Genomic DNA, 15,945 nt, shown 5'->3' with positions numbered 1-15,945 from the left:
CTGGCTGGCGCAAACCGGCTTGCCACACCGTCATCCCCGGCCTAGCCTGACTATACGGCCAGCAAAAAATCGACTAGAAAGCACGCCATGAGCATCACCTTTGCCGACCTGCTGCAACAGTACTGGTCGGCACAAAAATGGGAAGTCAACCTGCTGATTACCTGCAATCTGCTGGGCGGCCTGCTGCTGGGCTGTCTGGTGGGCTATGAGCGCTGGTCCAATGGTCGCGCCGCCGGCATGCGGACTTACGGCTTGGTATCGATGGCCTCAGCCGGCGTCATCAGCATGGTGGGGTACTCCGGCTTCTGGTATGGCGGCATCCACGCCGACATCATGCACGGCGACATGACGCGCGTGGCACAGGGTGTACTGACCGGCGTGGGTTTTCTCGGGGCTGGCATGATCATGAAGGAAGGCATGTCCATCAGCGGCCTGACCTCGGCGGCCTCGGTATGGATGTCCTCGGTCATTGGCATTCTGGTGGGCGTGGGCTTTTATTTGTCAGCCATTTCGGTGACCTTGCTATGCGTCATTTGCATGCGCTTGCTCAACTGGATGGAAAACCGGCTGCCACGCCGCTTCAGCCTTTATGTCAATCTGACGGTGCTGCGCGAACATCAATGGACGGTGGAAAAACTGTGCGACAACCTGCGCACTCTCGGCGTGATCGTGCATGAAGACAGCATTGCCCTGAAGGTGGATGCCCAGACCAGCGACTGGGGCTTCATGGTATCGGCCATCAACAAGCACCATCTGATCAACGTGGTGGACCTGTCACGCGCCATCATGCAGCTGGAAGAAATCGAAAGTTTCAGCGTACAGCCGGCACGCAACTGAGTCGTCAGGCCGGCTGCCAGCCATCGTGGCGCAAACGCTCAGCCACCGCGGTAGCGGAACGGCGGCAGGCCAGCACCGGAATGCCGTGGGCAGCCGCTGTATCGCGATAATGCCGCATGGCATTATGACCAAGAAAATCGGTAAGCAGGATCAGCATCTGGGTGTTCTTGGGCAGCGGCAACTTGCGCTGGTGCAGGGTATTACGACCGGTTATGTGGCGGGCAATACGGATATCATACAGCGCCAGCACATCGGGAATCTGTCCCAGGCTGTCGCCACCAATCAGCAAGGCATCCATGTCCATTCTCCTCTTGTGCCGCACTGCGGCAGGGCAATGGAACCATCGTAGCCGGGCTGTTTAATTCCAGATAATAATAAAAACTGGAATTCTTATTCCTCACTAACACAAAACATGTTCAGGCACATCGCCGCCATGCCAAGCAAGGTAGAATGCACTGATGAATACCGAAGACCGCCTGAATGAACTGGAAGTGAAAATCGCCTTCCAGGACGACCTGCTCGACAGCCTCAACAGCACCATTGCCCGCCAGCAACAGCAAATCGACTTGCTGCAACAGCAACTGCGCCTGGTGTATCAGCAATTCAAGGCCGCCCAGCCCGATAGCGGCAACAGCGGCGGCTCCTTGCGCGACGAAATACCGCCGCATTACTGATCCATACAGTTCTTTTTGCGCTTGCGCGACACCACGGCTTCAATGTTCTTGCGGGCAATCAACGGGGCCGATGCCGTCAGCGGTTTGTCGACATCCGGCGCTTGCAGCCATTTGTGCATGATCAGGCAATCCACCAGGCCCAGGCTAGGGTGCCGGTAAGCACCCGGCACCCGGCCTACCTCGGCAAAACCCAGCTTCTTCCACAAGGCGACCGCCACGGTATTGCTGGCCACCACCGCATTGAACTGCATGGCAAGAAAACCCAGTGCCCGTCCGCGCTGCTGCGAATGCGCACACAGGGCTGCCGCCACGCCCTTGCCACGCGTAGCCGGGGCCACCATATAGCCGCAATTGCACACATGGCCACCCGGCCCGGCTGCATTGGGCTTGATGTAATAGCTGCCCAGCACCACACCATCCTCCTCGGCCAGCCAGGTTTCCTGTGGCAGCTCATGCCATAGTGCCCGCGCTTGCGCCTCGCTCAGTTGCGGGTCATAGGCATAGCTTTCCTGCGCCTGGATGATGGCCTGAAATGTTGGCCAGAACGCGGCAAAGTCTTCCGCCAGCATGGGCCGGATATTCATGTTTTCCTCCTGACAGCCATTGGCTGCGTCATATTGCCGGACAGCAGGCTGGCGCCACCAATCAAGGCTGCGCCCAGCCATTCCTGCAAGCTCATTGCTTCGCCGGCCAGCAGGTAGGCCGAGATGGCGGCAAATACCAGCTCCAACAGCATCAGCGTCATGGTCTGGCTTGCCGGCAGCAGGCTGACGCCATGCTGGGAAATGATGCTGGTAGCCAGCAAGGTCATACCCAGCAAGGCCAGCAGCAGCGCGGCAGTCAACGAAACATCCAGCAAGCTGCCCAGTTGCTGGCGCGCACCCAATGCCACCAGCCCCATCAGCGCCACGCCCACCCAGATGGTGGCAGACTTGACCGGCACCGGCAGATCCCGCGCCCGTTTGCTCAATACATTGCCCAGGGCAAAGCTGATACCGCCGGACAGCGCCAGCCATTCATAACGCTGGCTGAGCAGCGCAGCGCCATCCAGCAGGCCGGGACGATACAGGATGATCATGCAACCGGCCAGCGACAGCGCCACCACCAGCCAGCCACTGCGCGTCAGCCGCTCATGCAGCAGCAAACGTGAAAAAAAGGCCGTCCACAGCGGTGACAGGTAAAACAGCAGCAATACCCGCATCACCATGCCCTCGGACACCGCCCAGGTGTAGCTGAAATTGCACCAGCCAAACAGCAGGGCCAGCAGCGGCAGTACCGGGTGCCAGCGCAGTTGGCGACGGTAGACATCAAAGAACAACATGCCGCCCAGTAACGCTGCCAGCAGGTAGACCAGCAATGAGGTATGCGCGGTGCTGATACCCTGCTGGCTGAGCACGCGGAACGGGTACCACATCAGCCCCCACACCAGCGCTGTGGTAACGACGGCAACAATGGCAAGAAGCTTTTGTTTTACAAGAGGCATCACGATTTCTTAAGATGGGCGATTCTGCGGCACTGCACTACAGTCCGCCAAACCGGATCAGCGGCGGCCAGCATAACCGGCCAGCCCCCACTGCAACAGAGAGAACCAAGCGTGAATCCCCACCTGGACAGCCTGCAACCCTATCCCTTCCAGCGTTTGCGTCAGCTGATGGCTGGTGCGGTCCCGGCTGACAAGCCGCATATCAACCTGTCCATCGGCGAGCCGAAACACCCGACGCCGGAGGTCATCAAACAGGCACTGGTCAATGCACTGGGCGGACTATCGGTGTACCCGGCCACGCTGGGCAGCGCGGAGCTGCGCCAGTCGTGTGCCGACTGGATGCAACGTCGCTACAACCTGCAACTGGATGCAGAGAAGGAAGTGCTGCCGGTCAATGGCAGCCGCGAAGCCCTGTTCGCTTTTGTGCAGACGGTGGTCAACAGCCAGCAGGCTGAAAAACCGGTGGTGATTTCACCCAATCCGTTTTACCAGATTTACGAAGGCGCAGCACTACTGGCAGGCGCGGAACCCTTCTATGTCAACTGCACCGCCAGCACTGGCTTTCAGCCCGACTGGGCCAGCGTGCCGGAAAGCGTATGGGCACGCACCCAGTTGGTCTTCGTCTGCAGTCCGGGCAATCCCACGGGTGCCGTGATGTCGCTGGACGACTGGAAAAACCTGTTCGCCCTGTCCGACCGCTACGGTTTTGTCATTGCCAGCGACGAGTGTTATTCGGAAATCCACTTCGGCCAGCCGCCGCTGGGTGGACTGGAAGCCGCCAGCAAGCTGGGCCGCGGTTTTGAGCGACTGGTGATGTTCACCAGCCTGTCCAAACGCTCGAATGCGCCGGGCATGCGCTCCGGCTTTGTTGCCGGCGACGCCGCCCTGCTGGCCAGCTTCATGCTGTACCGCACCTATCAGGGCGGTGCCATGAGCCCCACCATCCAGGCGGCCAGCGTAGCCGCCTGGAATGACGAAGCCCATGTTGAGGAAAACCGGGCCGCCTACATCGCCAAGTTCCAGGCCGTCACCCCGCTGCTGGCCGAGGTGCTGGATGTCAGCCTGCCGGATGCCAGCTTCTACCTGTGGGCCAAAGTACCCGGCGGCGATGACACCGCCTTTGCCCGTGCACTGTTCGAGCAGGAGCACATTACCGTGCTGCCCGGCTCCTTCCTCGCACGCACTGCCCATGGCGTGAATCCGGGCAGCGGCTATATCCGTATCGCTCTGGTCGCGACACTGGCAGAATGTCAGGCAGCCGCCGAACGCATCGTGCGTTTCGTCAAGACAACAACCATATAAACGACATCCACCAGCTATGACTGTTTCCATTCACATTGCCAAAGGACTCCATCACATGCATCCGATTCAAGCACTGATCGAAGAAGCCTTCGAAAAACGCGCCGACATTACCCCCGCCACCGTATCCGCCGAACTGAAGGCCGCCATTGGCCAGGTCATCACCGAGCTGGACAGCGGCCACCTGCGCGTGGCTGAAAAAGTGGATGGCGACTGGGTGGTCAACCAGTGGGTGAAAAAAGCCGTGCTGCTGTCCTTCCGCATTCGCGACAACGTGGTGCAGGACGATGGCGTGAGCCGCTATTTTGACAAAGTCGATACCAAGTTCCACGACTGGAACGAAGCCCGCTTCAAGGAAGCCGGTTTCCGCGTGGTACCGGGTGCCGTGGCACGCAAGGGCAGCTTCATTGCCAAGAACACCGTGCTGATGCCGTCCTACGTGAACATTGGTGCCTATGTTGACGAAGGCACCATGGTGGACACCTGGGCCACCGTCGGCTCCTGCGCCCAGATCGGCAAGAACGTACACCTGTCCGGTGGCGTCGGCATCGGTGGCGTACTGGAACCGCTGCAAGCCGGCCCCACCATCATTGAAGACAACTGCTTCATTGGCGCACGCTCGGAAGTAGTAGAAGGCGTGATCGTGGGCGAAGGCTCGGTGATCTCCATGGGCGTTTACATCGGCCAGTCCACCAAGATCTACGACCGTGAAACCGGCGAGGTCAGCTATGGTCGCATTCCCCCGGGCTCGGTGGTGGTATCCGGCAACCTGCCGTCCAAAGATGGCAGCCACAGCCTGTACTGCGCTGTCATCGTCAAGAAAGTGGATGCACAGACCCGCAGCAAGACCAGCATCAACGATCTGCTGCGCGGCGTCTAAGCCGCACGACCCGGTCAGCGCTTTGCTGCCGGCCTTGTACACCAGACCCGGCCACGCCGGGTCTTTTGTTTGCACCACCATTCAAGCTACGGCAATGTGATGACAACAGCCTGCTTGCCCCACAACCATGCCAATGAAATAATATGGCTACTGATTTTTCAGCCTGGCTTCAAACTTGTTTAAAAACTAACAGATACAAAACTTGCCAGACACCCTACACGGCAGGCACCATCGTTACATGCCGAAACTTTCAATATTTGGCGAGCGGCATACAAATCTATAAAATCCAGCTGTTCCATGCCCAAACCGGGCTGTAACTTCACCGTGTTTTTTATCCGGAAAATCCGTGTCTTCAGACCATTTCATCGAATTCAGGAATGTCAGCTTCGCCTACGGCGAACGCAGCATCCTGAACAACATCAGCCTCGTCATTCCGCGCGGCAAGCTGGTCGCCATCATGGGGGGCAGCGGCAGCGGCAAGACCACCATGCTGCGCCTGATTTCCGGCCAGATCCGCCCGGGCTCCGGCCAAGTACTGGTTGATGGCCGCGATCTTGCCGGCATGAACCATGCCGAACTGTTCGAGCACCGCCGCCGCATGGGCATGCTCTTCCAGTTTGGCGCGCTGTTTACCGACCTTTCGGTCGAGGACAATGTAGCCTTCCCCATCCGCGAACATACCCGCCTGCCGGACAGCATGATTCATGATCTGGTGATCATGAAACTGTCTGCCGTGGGTCTGCGTGGCACCCAGGGGCTGATGCCGGCTGAACTGTCCGGTGGCATGGCACGCCGGGTGGCACTGGCGCGCGCCATTGCCCTTGATCCACAGCTGATGCTGTATGACGAGCCCTTTACCGGGCTGGACCCGATCTCGCTGGGCGTCATTGCCCATCTGATCAAGAAACTGAACGACGCCCTGGGCACCACCTCCATCATGGTGACCCATGACGTGCACAAATCGCTGGATATCGTCGACTACGTTTATTTCGTCTCCAATGGCGCAATCGTTGCCGACGGCACGCCGGAAGATATCCGCTCCTCCCCCTCGCCCTGGGTACACCAGTTCATGTGGGGCGAAGCCGATGGCCCGGTACATTTTGCCTACCCTGCCAGCACTTCGCTGCAGCAGGACCTGGGCCTGAAAGGAGGCCAGCATGACTGAGCTGCTGCTGTCACCGCTGCGCCGGCTGGGCCACACCACCATCAACGCCATCTGGCGGCTGGGTTTCATCACCCGCTTCCTGCTAGCCATCCTGCGCTATTCCGGCCAGAGCCTGCTGCGTTTTAACCTGACCATTCGCGAAATCTATTTTGCCGGGGTGATGTCGGTCATCATCGTGGTGGTGTCCGGCCTGTTTGTCGGCATGGTGCTGGGCTTGCAGGGTTACAACACCCTGTCGCGCTTTGGCTCTGCCGATGCACTGGGCGCGCTGGTGGCACTATCCCTGCTGCGCGAACTGGGCCCGGTTCTGGCCGCGCTGCTGTTCTCCAGCCGCGCCGGCAGCGCCATGACCGCCGAAATCGGCCTGATGAAGGCCACCGAGCAGCTGGACGCCATGAGCGTGATGGCAGTCAACCCCATCGCCCGCGTGGTGGCACCGCGCTTCTGGGCCGGCGTGATTTCCATGCCCATCCTGGCTGCCATGTTCAATGTAATGGGCATCTTTGGTGGCTACCTGATCGGTGTGGTGATGATAGGCCTTGATTCCGGCACCTTCTGGTCGCAGATGCAAAACAACGTCGACTTGCATTACGACGTGGTGAACGGCCTGATCAAGAGCTTGTGCTTCGGCATTGCCGTCACGCTGATCGCCGTTTTCGAAGGTTACGATGCCACGCCCACCGCGGCTGGCGTGTCTGCCGCCACCACGCGCACAGTGGTGACCTCGGCGCTGGTAATCCTGGCGGTGGACTTTGTCCTTACCGCCTTCATGTTCTAGGAAATAGGGAATGAAACGCTCTACTATTGATTTGTGGGTCGGCCTGTTCGTGGCAATCGGCATTGCTGCCGTCGTATTCCTGTCGCTGAAAGTGGCCAACCTCACGCCGCAAAGCGCCGATCAGACCTACACCCTGTATGCTGATTTCGACAATATCGGCGGCCTGAAGGTAAAGGCACCGATCAAGGAAGCCGGTGTGGTGGTAGGCCGTGTGGCAGCCATCCAGCTGGACACCAAGACCTACCGCGCCCGCGTCACCTTGAATCTGGAAAAACAGTACACCTTCAGCCGTGATGCCAGCGCCGAAATCCTCACCGCCGGCCTGCTGGGTGAACAGTACATCGGCCTGCTGCAGGGCGGTGACCCGGACGAACTGAAAGCCGGCGAGCACATCACGCTGACTTCCTCCGCCCTGGTTCTGGAACAGCTGATCGGCAAGTTCATGACCAGCTTCAGTGGCGGCAACAACAAGAGCAGCGCTTCCGCAGCGCAATAACGACAGTCCTTGTGCACAACTCATCAAGAATGACAAATACCATGAAAAAACTGATTGCATCCTTTCTTGTCCTGCTGGGCCTGAGCGCCCACAGCCTGGCTGCCACCGACAATCCGGTCGAGCAAGTCCGCGAAACCTCACGCCAGATCATGGACGTACTGAAACAGGAAAATGGCAAGAATACCAAGCAGGTGCGCCAGCAAGTTGAAGCCCTGGCCATTCCCCAGTTCGACTTCCAGCGCATGACCGCCCTAGCCGTTGGTCTGGGCTGGCGTCAGGCCAGCCCAGCGCAGCAAAGCGCGCTGGCACAGCAATTCCAGAGCCTGCTGGTACGCACTTACTCCACCACCATGACCCGCTTCAAGAATGCACAGATCGACATCCAGCCCAATGCCACCATCGGCAATAGCGGCCGCGAAGCCACAGTGAAGTCCTCCGTCAGCCTGCCTGGCAATGATAAGGGGCCGGTTGCAGTCGACTACACCCTGTACAAGACCCCACAGGGCTGGAAAGTGTTCAACGTCAGCGTGGAAGGTGCCAGCCTGGTTACGGTGTATCGCAACCAGTTCAACCAGGAAATCAACAAGAGCGGCGTCGATGGCCTGATCAAGATGCTGCAGGACAAGAACGCCGCCTTGCCGGCGGCCAAGTAAGCCGGGAACATCGCCATGTTTGAGGAAACCGCCGCAGGGCAAGGCCGTCTGAGCGGCAAGCTGGACATGCACAGCAGTGGCAAGCTGCTGGCCACGCTGACTGCTCGTGTCGCCCGTGCCCCACTGCAGCTGGACCTGTCCGGCATCAGCGAGGCAGACTCCTCGGCTGTTGCCCTGCTGCTGGCCTGCCGCCGCGCCGCAGAACAAACCGGCCAGCCACTACTGCTGCAGAACTGGCCGGCCAGACTGTCCGAACTTGTTGAACTGTATGCACTGCGCGCGCTGCTTGGCGGCCCGCAAGGAGACTGAATCATGACTGGCACGCGACTCACCATGCGCGCTGGCCTGGTGGCAGCCAGCCTGCTGCTGGCCGGCTGCGCCAACACCCACCCGAGTTCACCGCTGGATCCCTACGAGTCATTCAACCGCTCGATGTTTTCCTTCAATGACAAAGCAGACCGCTGGGTGATCAAGCCAGCTGCCGAGGGCTACCACGCCATCACGCCAGGGCCGTTCCGTACAGCTGTTGGCAATTTCTTCGACAACTTCAAAGATGTCTACAGCGCAGCCAACAATCTGCTGCAGGCCGAGCCGGAACGGGCGCTCAACGACATCATGCGGGTTGCGCTCAACAGCACCTTCGGCCTGTTCGGTCTGATTGACATTGCTACGCCTGCCGGGCTGAAAAACAACAAGACCTCGCTGGGAGATACTTTCGCCCACTGGGGCTGGAAGAGCAGCAACTATCTGGTTTTGCCTTTCTTCGGCCCCAGCACAGTACGTGACGGCCTGGGTCTGGGCGTATCCCTTGGCATTAACGGCCCGGAAAAGCTGGTCTATCACAACACTAACGAAGCCATTGCCTTCTACGGTGTTTACGGCGTGAATACCCGTGCCCGCTATCTGGATCTGGACGACAGCCTGGCCACTGCCGCCATTGACCCCTACACCTATATGCGGGATGGCTACCTGCAATTGCGGGCACGCCAGCTGGGGCAGCCCAACCCTACCCAAAACGACGATGTCAACATCGACGATCTGGTCAGCGCACCGGCAGCATCGTCTGCACCTGCAGTGGAGGCTGCGCCGGCGGCGATGGACGACAGTCATCCCGAAGCGTCAGCAGCCGCGCATGCTGCAGCATCTGCACCGCAGTAAGCACATTTTGCAGAATCAAATCAAAGCAGCCGCAAGGCTGCTTTTTTCATTCTTCCGCAACGCACTTGATCTACCACAAACACCGGTCCTCAATAAATATTAGAATTTACTAAATTAATTGAACGGAGCCTATCATGGAACAGCGCCAGATCCCGCAACAAGCCCTGGAATACCTCACCCGCTGTCTGCGCCATGCGGTGTCTAATGGTCAATATCTGACACCAGAACTACTGGAAGAAGCCATTGCCGAGTACAGTGCCGAACACCCGCAAGAAACCATCCAGGTAATGCACTAAGCACTGTCGATAGAAAAAAGCGGCCCACAGGTCGCTAGTACACATGCGCTGCCTGTCTGGTCACAGCCGGAAACGGGCAATCAGCCCTTCCAGCTCATCGCCCAGTTGATGCACGGTTTCAATGGCCTGATAGGCTTGCTTTACCGATGCATCGGACTGCTGCAGCATGTTATGTATACTTTCGATATGCTGGGCAATTTCCTGGCTGGCGGTGGACTGTTCAGCCGTAGCCACAGCAATGTCACCCACAGTCCGCACGACCTGCTGACTATTGTCAGTAATGCGAGAAATGGAACTGGCTGCCATTTCCGCTTGCCGCACACCACTTTCCACCTGTGACACTACCCCCTCCATGCTACCTGCCGCCTGACGGGTATCCTGCTGTATCCCCTGGATCATACCGCCGATTTCCAGCGTAGCCTGTGCAGTCCGCTCCGCCAGCTTGCGCACTTCATCAGCAACCACGGCAAAACCCCGGCCCTGCTCACCGGCACGGGCGGCTTCAATTGCTGCATTCAAGGCCAGCAGATTGGTTTGGTCGGCTATATCCCGAATTACGCTGACAATACTGCTGATGTCACCAGAACGCTGCTGTAGACCAGCCATTACACTGGCCATACTGCGTACCGTGTCGGCAATACCGCCTATTTCGCGCGAGGTGGCATGCACACTATCCGCCACCTGCACAGACATGCTGCCCGCCTCATTGGCCAGTTGCTCGGCGGACTTGCTGGCATCGGCAATTAGGCTAATGCTGACTGACAGCTGCTCAATGCTGGCGGCGGTGGCATTGGCGGCCTCGGACTGGCAGGATGAGCTGTCGCGTATCTGGCCGATATCCTGCGACATGGTACGCACCGAAGCGGAAACACCTGCGGCATGGCTACGTACTTCCAGCATCATCGTGCGCAAAGAGCCGGTAAAACGGTTAAAGGCAGTCGCCGCGATTCCAATTTCATCATGACTGGCTATCGCCAGTTGGCGGGTCAAGTCTCCGCCGCCTGCGGCCAGCTCGCTCATGGCCTTTTGCAGACGTCCCAGCGGACGCAGTAGATAAGACAGCGTCAGCCCCATCAATACCAGGATGGCCAACAGCACGGCCACGCTCAGTGCGACAGATTGCCACACCGCAGCCCATACCGGTGCTAGCGCTACCGCGGGCGGAATGCGGATGCCTACAGCCCAGGGCTGGGCAACACCGGCTACCCTGACGGGGAGAATGAAGTTCCACTGCCCGTCTGTTGATACGTATTCCACTGGCACACCCGCCGCAATGGCTTGGCGGATCTCCAGCGACAGCGATGCATCGGCCTTGCCAATCAGGCTCTGGTCTGGGCCGGCCAGCAACATGCTCTTGTTGGAGTACAAGCGCATTGTTCCACTGCCATAGGGTTTGACTTTGCCGGCCAGTTCACGCAAATGCACCAATGCCAGATCAACGCCTGCCACACCAAGTACCTTGCCATCCAGTTGCAGGGGCATGGCCAGCGTCCCCATCAGGATCTTGATGTCCTCATCAACATAGGGCTCGGTCAGCACCGGCTTGCCAGTAGCCTTGGGCAGCTTGTAGTAGTCGCTGTCATCCGCACCTTCGCCACCCCACACGACATCGGTCTTACCGCCCTTATTGAACCAGTAAACGCCACTGCGGCCCTTCTTGTCGTTGAAGGGCGTACCTGCCAGCTTCTGGTCCTGACCATCAAAGGCATCGGGCTCCCAAATCACCCAATAGCCAACCGCATCAGGATTATGCGGCAGTTGGGCACGTGTCATTTCCGAGACCAACTGCCTGCCATCTACGGCCTGGCGGCGCTTTACCGCAATGGCGGCCTCGGCCAGGGTTTCCACGGCGTGGTACGAGGACTCCAGCAGGCCTTGTACATTGCCGGCCTCTCGTGCGGACAGCAGACGGGCATTTTCGCGTACCTGTTCGCTTGCCTGCCGATATTGCGAGTAGGCATTCAAGCCTATGAGCAAGGCAAAGCCCGCCAGAATCAGCAGGCCGCTGCCTGCCAGTATCTTGTTTCTAATGGTTGTGAACATATGAACTCCATCTGCCGCTCGATTATTGTGATGTCGACAGGGACACTGCCTTGGCAGCTCCGGGCTGTCTTGCGCCAGCCGGTCTACTTCCCCCTTGGCCGGTCGCGATGGCAATCCGGCTGCAGCATTGTGTCAGGAATTCATTTATTTGATCAAATAAAAAGGCATCAAACCGGTTTTAGCCGAATTTGATGCCTGATTTGGTCAAAAGTAATTTTACAGCGGCGTTGCGGTACCGCCTTAGCTGATACGCTCGATCTGCGCGCCTACAGCACCCAGCTTTTTCTCGATGTACTCGTAACCACGGTCAAGGTGATAGATACGGTCGACAATGGTTTCACCCTGCGCTACCAACCCTGCCAGCACCAGACTGGCGGAAGCACGCAAGTCAGTGGCCATTACGGTGGCTCCGGACAACTTCTCGACACCATGCACCACGGCGGTATTACCCTCCACTTCGATGCGAGCACCCATACGATTGAGCTCCGGAACATGCATGAACCGGTTTTCGAAGATGGTTTCGGTCACCACGCCGGCACCTTCGGCAATGCAGTTGAGCGTCATCAGCTGTGCTTGCATATCAGTCGGGAATGCCGGATAAGGCAGGGTGCGGAAATTGATGGCCTTGGGACGGCGCTTCATGTCAAGCGAGATCCAGTCATCTCCGGCCTCGACTACTGCCCCCGCCTCCACCAGTTTATCCAGTACAGCTTCCATGCTGCGCGGCGCTGCATTACGCAGGATCAGATGGCCCTGCGTCATTGCCGCGGCAACCAGGAAGGTACCGGCCTCGATACGGTCGGGCATGATGGCATATTCACAGCCATGCAGCTTGTCCACCCCGTCAATCACCAGGCGGTTGGTACCAATGCCACTGATACGGGCCCCCATGGCCACCAGACAGTTGGCCAGATCAGTCACTTCCGGCTCGCGTGCGGCGTTTTCCAGAATGGTGGTGCCATCGGCCAGTGCGGCTGCCATCAGCAGGTTTTCAGTACCGCCCACGGTCACCACATCCATCACGATGTGCGCGCCACGCAGGCGCTGTGCCTTGGCCTTGACGTAGCCATGCTCAATGATCACCTCTGCCCCCATGGCGACCAAGCCCTTGATGTGCTGATCCACTGGCCGGCTGCCAATGGCACAGCCACCGGGCAGGGACACGGTGGCTTCACCAAAGCGCGCCAGGGTGGGGCCCAGTACCAGAATGGAAGCGCGCATGGTCTTGACCAGATCATACGGTGCCACCAGGCTATCCAGATGGTCAGCCGTGATTTCCATTTCATGCACATTGTCGGTCATCACCCGCACACCCATGCCTTGCAGCAGCTTCTGGGTGGTGGAGATGTCACGCAGCATCGGCACATTGGTAAAGCGCATGGTGTCCGCGGTCAACAAGCTGGTACACAGAATCGGCAGCGCCGCATTCTTGGCACCGGACACGCGAATTTCACCATTTAGCGGACCATTGCCGCAGATTTTCAATTTATCCATATAAGGATCAGCCTTGGAGTTTTTCCCACTCGTCCGGCGTAGCAGCCTTGACGATGGAGAGGGCGTGGATTTCGTTGCTGGCCAGGCGGGTGGCGATAACTTCCTTCACCAGACGGTGACGATCGATCAGCCTCTTGCCGGCAAAATCCTGCGACACCACAGTAGCGTAGAAATGATGGCCATCACCCTCCACTTCGAGGTGGGAGCACTGAAGACCAGCAGCAATGTATTGTTTGACCTGTTCGGCAGAAATCATGTGTACATCCTGAAAAGGGATCCTAATGGCGCAGCTTGTAGCCTGACTTGATCAGCCACAAAGCCAGCCCGGAAAGCAAAATAAAACTGCCACCAACCACGCCCAGCGACAGCCATGGGCTGACGTCGGCCTGGCCAAAGAAGCCGTAACGAAACCCGTCGATCATGAAGAACACCGGATTGACATGTGATACGACATACCAGAATGGCGGCAAACTGTTGATGGAATAGAACACGCCAGACAAGAAAGTCAGCGGCATGATCAAAAAGTTCTGAAATGCAGCCAGTTGGTCGAATTTTTCTGCCCAGATACCGGCAATCACCCCCAGCGTACCCAGTACCCCACAGCCCAGAATGGCAAATGACAGCACCCACAATGGATGGCTGGGCAAGGGCAGACCGAACCATGCCGTCACCAGCAGCACGCCAGCCCCCACAACCACACCCCGCACAATGGAAGCCAGCAGGTAAGCGCCAAAGAACTCCAGCGCGGTCAGCGGCGGCAATAGCAGGAAAACAATATTGCCGGTGATCTTGGACTGAATCAGGCTGGACGAACTGTTGGCAAAGGCATTTTGTGCCATCGACATCATCGCGAGGCCCGGAATCAGAAAGGCGGTGTAGCTGACACCCGGATAGGCCTCAACGTGGCGTGACAACACATGGGAAAAAATCAGCTGGTACATCAAGGCTGTCAGCACCGGGGCGGCCACTGTCTGGAATGCCACCTTCCAGAACCGTACCAACTCCTTGCGGAACAAGGTCATAAAGCCCTGCATCAGACCTGCCCTCCGTGCATCATGTTGACAAAAACCGACTCCAGATCCACTTCGATCACATTCAGTTCGCGCACGGCCACACCGGCTTCACGCAAGGCCGCCAGCACATGCTCCAACTGCGCAATGTCAACCAGCTTCAGCACAATCCGGCCATCCTCCTCGCGCACCTTGCGCGGTAGCAGGCTGTCAGGCAAAGGGCCACCCAGCTTGAGAGCGACCTCGCGCTCCTTGCCATGCTGCAGCAACTTGTCCTTGCTCTCCAGCGCCACCAGCTTGCCACGTTTGAGCATGGCAATACGATTGCACAAGGCCTCCGCCTCTTCCAGGTAATGCGTGGTCAGCACAATGGTATGCCCGGCTTCATTCAGCTCTTTGACAAATGACCACAGGCTCTGGCGCAGCTCAACGTCGACACCGGCAGTAGGCTCATCCAGCACCATTACCGGAGGACGGTGCACCAAAGCCTGCGCTACCATGACACGCCGCTTCATCCCGCCGGACAAGGCCCGCAAATTGACATTGGCCTTGTCAGCCAGACCCAGCTTGCTCAGTAGCTCGTCAATCCAGTCATCGTTACGTGTCAGGCCAAAGTAGCCCGATTGAAAACGCAGAGTCTCCCTCACCGAGAGAAAGGGGTCAAACACCAACTCCTGCGGAACCACGCCAAGACTCATGCGTGCAGCACGAAAATCACGGATCACATCATGTCCCATGATCCGGATGCTGCCACTATCTGGACGCGACAATCCTGCCATGGCAGAAATCAGCGTTGTTTTGCCCGCCCCGTTGGGACCAAGCAAGGCAAAAAACTCGCCAGGTTCAACCGTGATACTGACATCATCCAGGGCCTGCAAAGCACCATAGCGCTTACTCACCGCTTTAATTTCGATCGCCGAGGCCATGACTTATCAAATGCTTTGAAAAAAGAGTGCGATTATAACGCCGACGCGGCATGACAGGGAATCGCCGCCAGTGGTACACACTGTTGCACCAGGTTTTACAGTGCTCACTGTCTGGGCCAGTCAGGCAATCAACAGTGATCTGTCATTTCGCCAGCACTCAAAATGGCTCTGCAGCAGCATTCCACGCGATGGAGCCATACTGACCCAGTAATTTGCATGGCCGGGGAGGAAGGAGGGCCGGAACAGTCCATGTTGCAATTTATGCACACTACGCGATCAGGGACACAATACGAAACTCAAAGCTGCCACACAGCGTGTGCAGCGGCCTGAAACGCACAAAGCCCAGCTCTAATGAGCTGGGCTTCTGTATGGGGAGTCTGGCGGTGTCCTACTTTCACATGGCGAATGCCACACTATCATCGGCGCTAAGGCGTTTCACGGTCCTGTTCGGGATGGGAAGGCGTGGGACCACCTCGCTATGGCCACCAGACATAAACTGTCAACAAACTTAAAGAAGCTTTGTACTCCAGACTTCGTCTGCAGTACTGAATTAATCAGGTATCTTAATCTTGGATCTTTGATCGCGTCGCACACGCACTATCCATTCGGTCTCGGTTTCCCAAGCCACTCAAATGATAGGATCAAGCCTCACGAGCAATTAGTATCGGTTAGCTTAACGCCTCACAGCGCTTCCACACCCGACCTATCAACGTCCTGGTCTCGAACGACTCTTCAGGAGGGTCAAGCCCTCAG

General features: G+C 58.0%; 19 protein-coding genes and 2 rRNA genes. 11 read left to right on the top strand and 10 right to left on the bottom strand.

Translation table 11 applies throughout. The features are described from left to right. The first annotated feature begins 87 nt into the window (after positions 1-87). A complete protein-coding gene (locus QVF59_RS06045) occupies positions 88-837 on the top strand; it encodes an MgtC/SapB family protein (RefSeq protein ID WP_159879770.1) in 750 nt (249 codons plus the stop codon). A gap of 4 nt (positions 838-841) precedes the next feature. Here the strand turns inward: QVF59_RS06045 and QVF59_RS06040 are convergent, their stop codons facing one another. Beyond that, a complete protein-coding gene (locus QVF59_RS06040; RefSeq protein ID WP_159879772.1) occupies positions 842-1,135 on the bottom strand; it encodes a DUF2325 domain-containing protein in 294 nt (97 codons plus the stop codon). Positions 1,136-1,295: 160 nt separating this feature from the next. Here QVF59_RS06040 and QVF59_RS06035 point away from each other — a divergent pair, with 160 nt between their 5' ends. Beyond that, positions 1,296-1,511, top strand: a complete 216-nt coding sequence (locus tag QVF59_RS06035; protein ID WP_159879774.1) for a SlyX family protein — start codon at positions 1,296-1,298, stop codon at positions 1,509-1,511. Here the strand turns inward: QVF59_RS06035 and QVF59_RS06030 are convergent. Continuing rightward, positions 1,505-2,095 carry a GNAT family N-acetyltransferase gene (locus QVF59_RS06030; RefSeq protein WP_287878051.1) on the bottom strand — a complete coding sequence of 197 codons (591 nt, stop codon included), beginning with the start codon at positions 2,093-2,095 and terminating at the stop codon, positions 1,505-1,507. The two genes, QVF59_RS06035 and QVF59_RS06030, sit on opposite strands and share 7 nt — an antisense overlap. Continuing rightward, complete coding sequence (locus tag QVF59_RS06025) at positions 2,092-2,994, bottom strand: DMT family transporter (protein WP_287878050.1); 903 nt, start codon at positions 2,992-2,994, stop codon at positions 2,092-2,094. Before QVF59_RS06025 ends, QVF59_RS06030 begins: the two co-directional genes overlap by 4 nt. A gap of 111 nt (positions 2,995-3,105) precedes the next feature. Here QVF59_RS06025 and dapC point away from each other — a divergent pair, with 111 nt between their 5' ends. The 9 genes from dapC to QVF59_RS05980 all read left to right on the top strand — a co-directional run bounded on the left by dapC (position 3,106) and on the right by QVF59_RS05980 (position 9,719). Continuing rightward, positions 3,106-4,296 (top strand): succinyldiaminopimelate transaminase, encoded by a 1,191-nt coding sequence (gene dapC, locus QVF59_RS06020; RefSeq protein WP_287878049.1) that lies wholly within the window; start codon positions 3,106-3,108, stop codon positions 4,294-4,296. A 55-nt stretch (positions 4,297-4,351) separates the two neighbouring features. Next, positions 4,352-5,173 (top strand): 2,3,4,5-tetrahydropyridine-2,6-dicarboxylate N-succinyltransferase, encoded by an 822-nt coding sequence (gene dapD, locus QVF59_RS06015; RefSeq protein WP_287878047.1) that lies wholly within the window; start codon positions 4,352-4,354, stop codon positions 5,171-5,173. Positions 5,174-5,519: 346 nt separating this feature from the next. Then, on the top strand, positions 5,520-6,338 hold the full coding sequence (locus QVF59_RS06010; RefSeq protein WP_159879782.1) for an ABC transporter ATP-binding protein: 819 nt from the start codon (positions 5,520-5,522) through the stop codon (positions 6,336-6,338). Then, complete coding sequence (gene mlaE / locus QVF59_RS06005) at positions 6,331-7,116, top strand: lipid asymmetry maintenance ABC transporter permease subunit MlaE (RefSeq protein ID WP_059285994.1); 786 nt, start codon at positions 6,331-6,333, stop codon at positions 7,114-7,116. Before QVF59_RS06010 ends, mlaE begins: the two co-directional genes overlap by 8 nt. A 10-nt stretch (positions 7,117-7,126) precedes the next feature. Beyond that, a complete protein-coding gene (gene mlaD / locus QVF59_RS06000; RefSeq protein ID WP_159879784.1) occupies positions 7,127-7,612 on the top strand; it encodes an outer membrane lipid asymmetry maintenance protein MlaD in 486 nt (161 codons plus the stop codon). Positions 7,613-7,653: 41 nt separating this feature from the next. Next, positions 7,654-8,265: an MlaC/ttg2D family ABC transporter substrate-binding protein gene (locus tag QVF59_RS05995; RefSeq protein ID WP_159879786.1), complete on the top strand. Its 612-nt coding sequence runs from the start codon at positions 7,654-7,656 to the stop codon at positions 8,263-8,265. 15 nt (positions 8,266-8,280) lie between these two features. Next, positions 8,281-8,574, top strand: coding sequence for an STAS domain-containing protein (locus QVF59_RS05990; RefSeq protein ID WP_159879788.1), 294 nt, complete (start codon positions 8,281-8,283; stop codon positions 8,572-8,574). Between the two features lie 3 nt (positions 8,575-8,577). Then, positions 8,578-9,423: an MlaA family lipoprotein gene (locus QVF59_RS05985; RefSeq protein WP_287878045.1), complete on the top strand. Its 846-nt coding sequence runs from the start codon at positions 8,578-8,580 to the stop codon at positions 9,421-9,423. A 134-nt stretch (positions 9,424-9,557) separates the two neighbouring features. Then, positions 9,558-9,719: a hypothetical protein gene (locus tag QVF59_RS05980; RefSeq protein WP_159879790.1), complete on the top strand. Its 162-nt coding sequence runs from the start codon at positions 9,558-9,560 to the stop codon at positions 9,717-9,719. 60 nt (positions 9,720-9,779) lie between these two features. Here QVF59_RS05980 and QVF59_RS05975 read toward each other — a convergent pair whose 3' ends face one another. From QVF59_RS05975 to QVF59_RS05945, 7 genes are all read right to left on the bottom strand, one after another. Then, positions 9,780-11,762 carry a methyl-accepting chemotaxis protein gene (locus tag QVF59_RS05975; RefSeq protein ID WP_287878043.1) on the bottom strand — a complete coding sequence of 661 codons (1,983 nt, stop codon included), beginning with the start codon at positions 11,760-11,762 and terminating at the stop codon, positions 9,780-9,782. 240 nt (positions 11,763-12,002) lie between these two features. Next, positions 12,003-13,256 (bottom strand): UDP-N-acetylglucosamine 1-carboxyvinyltransferase, encoded by a 1,254-nt coding sequence (gene murA, locus QVF59_RS05970; protein ID WP_159879794.1) that lies wholly within the window; start codon positions 13,254-13,256, stop codon positions 12,003-12,005. Positions 13,257-13,263: 7 nt separating this feature from the next. Continuing rightward, positions 13,264-13,512: a BolA family protein gene (locus QVF59_RS05965; protein WP_159879796.1), complete on the bottom strand. Its 249-nt coding sequence runs from the start codon at positions 13,510-13,512 to the stop codon at positions 13,264-13,266. A 22-nt stretch (positions 13,513-13,534) separates the two neighbouring features. After that, positions 13,535-14,290, bottom strand: coding sequence for an ABC transporter permease (locus QVF59_RS05960; RefSeq protein ID WP_287878040.1), 756 nt, complete (start codon positions 14,288-14,290; stop codon positions 13,535-13,537). Beyond that, a complete protein-coding gene (locus QVF59_RS05955; protein ID WP_287878038.1) occupies positions 14,290-15,192 on the bottom strand; it encodes an ABC transporter ATP-binding protein in 903 nt (300 codons plus the stop codon). The genes QVF59_RS05960 and QVF59_RS05955 overlap by 1 nt, the downstream gene beginning before the upstream one ends. Before the next feature lie 375 nt (positions 15,193-15,567). After that, positions 15,568-15,682: ribosomal RNA gene (gene rrf, locus QVF59_RS05950) — 5S ribosomal RNA — on the bottom strand. A 147-nt stretch (positions 15,683-15,829) separates the two neighbouring features. Further along, positions 15,830-15,945, bottom strand: a 23S ribosomal RNA gene (locus QVF59_RS05945); the annotation flags it as partial.

This window comes from Aquitalea sp., assembly GCF_030150775.1.
Lineage (GTDB): Bacteria > Pseudomonadota > Gammaproteobacteria > Burkholderiales > Chromobacteriaceae > Aquitalea > Aquitalea denitrificans.
This window is presented reverse-complemented; position numbering and strand designations above follow the sequence as displayed.

Coding starts and splice junctions, on each gene's coding strand:
- QVF59_RS06045 (WP_159879770.1), top strand. CDS start 88: ATGAGCATCACCTTTGCCGACCTGCTGCAACAGTACTGGTCGGCACAA.
- QVF59_RS06025 (WP_287878050.1), bottom strand. CDS start 2,994: ATGCCTCTTGTAAAACAAAAGCTTCTTGCCATTGTTGCCGTCGTTACC.
- QVF59_RS05995 (WP_159879786.1), top strand. CDS start 7,654: ATGAAAAAACTGATTGCATCCTTTCTTGTCCTGCTGGGCCTGAGCGCC.
- QVF59_RS05975 (WP_287878043.1), bottom strand. CDS start 11,762: ATGTTCACAACCATTAGAAACAAGATACTGGCAGGCAGCGGCCTGCTG.
- QVF59_RS05990 (WP_159879788.1), top strand. CDS start 8,281: ATGTTTGAGGAAACCGCCGCAGGGCAAGGCCGTCTGAGCGGCAAGCTG.
- mlaE (WP_059285994.1), top strand. CDS start 6,331: ATGACTGAGCTGCTGCTGTCACCGCTGCGCCGGCTGGGCCACACCACC.
- QVF59_RS06035 (WP_159879774.1), top strand. CDS start 1,296: ATGAATACCGAAGACCGCCTGAATGAACTGGAAGTGAAAATCGCCTTC.
- QVF59_RS05980 (WP_159879790.1), top strand. CDS start 9,558: ATGGAACAGCGCCAGATCCCGCAACAAGCCCTGGAATACCTCACCCGC.
- QVF59_RS06040 (WP_159879772.1), bottom strand. CDS start 1,135: ATGGATGCCTTGCTGATTGGTGGCGACAGCCTGGGACAGATTCCCGAT.
- dapD (WP_287878047.1), top strand. CDS start 4,352: ATGCATCCGATTCAAGCACTGATCGAAGAAGCCTTCGAAAAACGCGCC.
- QVF59_RS05985 (WP_287878045.1), top strand. CDS start 8,578: ATGACTGGCACGCGACTCACCATGCGCGCTGGCCTGGTGGCAGCCAGC.
- QVF59_RS05960 (WP_287878040.1), bottom strand. CDS start 14,290: ATGCAGGGCTTTATGACCTTGTTCCGCAAGGAGTTGGTACGGTTCTGG.
- QVF59_RS05955 (WP_287878038.1), bottom strand. CDS start 15,192: ATGGCCTCGGCGATCGAAATTAAAGCGGTGAGTAAGCGCTATGGTGCT.
- QVF59_RS06030 (WP_287878051.1), bottom strand. CDS start 2,095: ATGAATATCCGGCCCATGCTGGCGGAAGACTTTGCCGCGTTCTGGCCA.
- QVF59_RS05965 (WP_159879796.1), bottom strand. CDS start 13,512: ATGATTTCTGCCGAACAGGTCAAACAATACATTGCTGCTGGTCTTCAG.
- murA (WP_159879794.1), bottom strand. CDS start 13,256: ATGGATAAATTGAAAATCTGCGGCAATGGTCCGCTAAATGGTGAAATT.
- mlaD (WP_159879784.1), top strand. CDS start 7,127: ATGAAACGCTCTACTATTGATTTGTGGGTCGGCCTGTTCGTGGCAATC.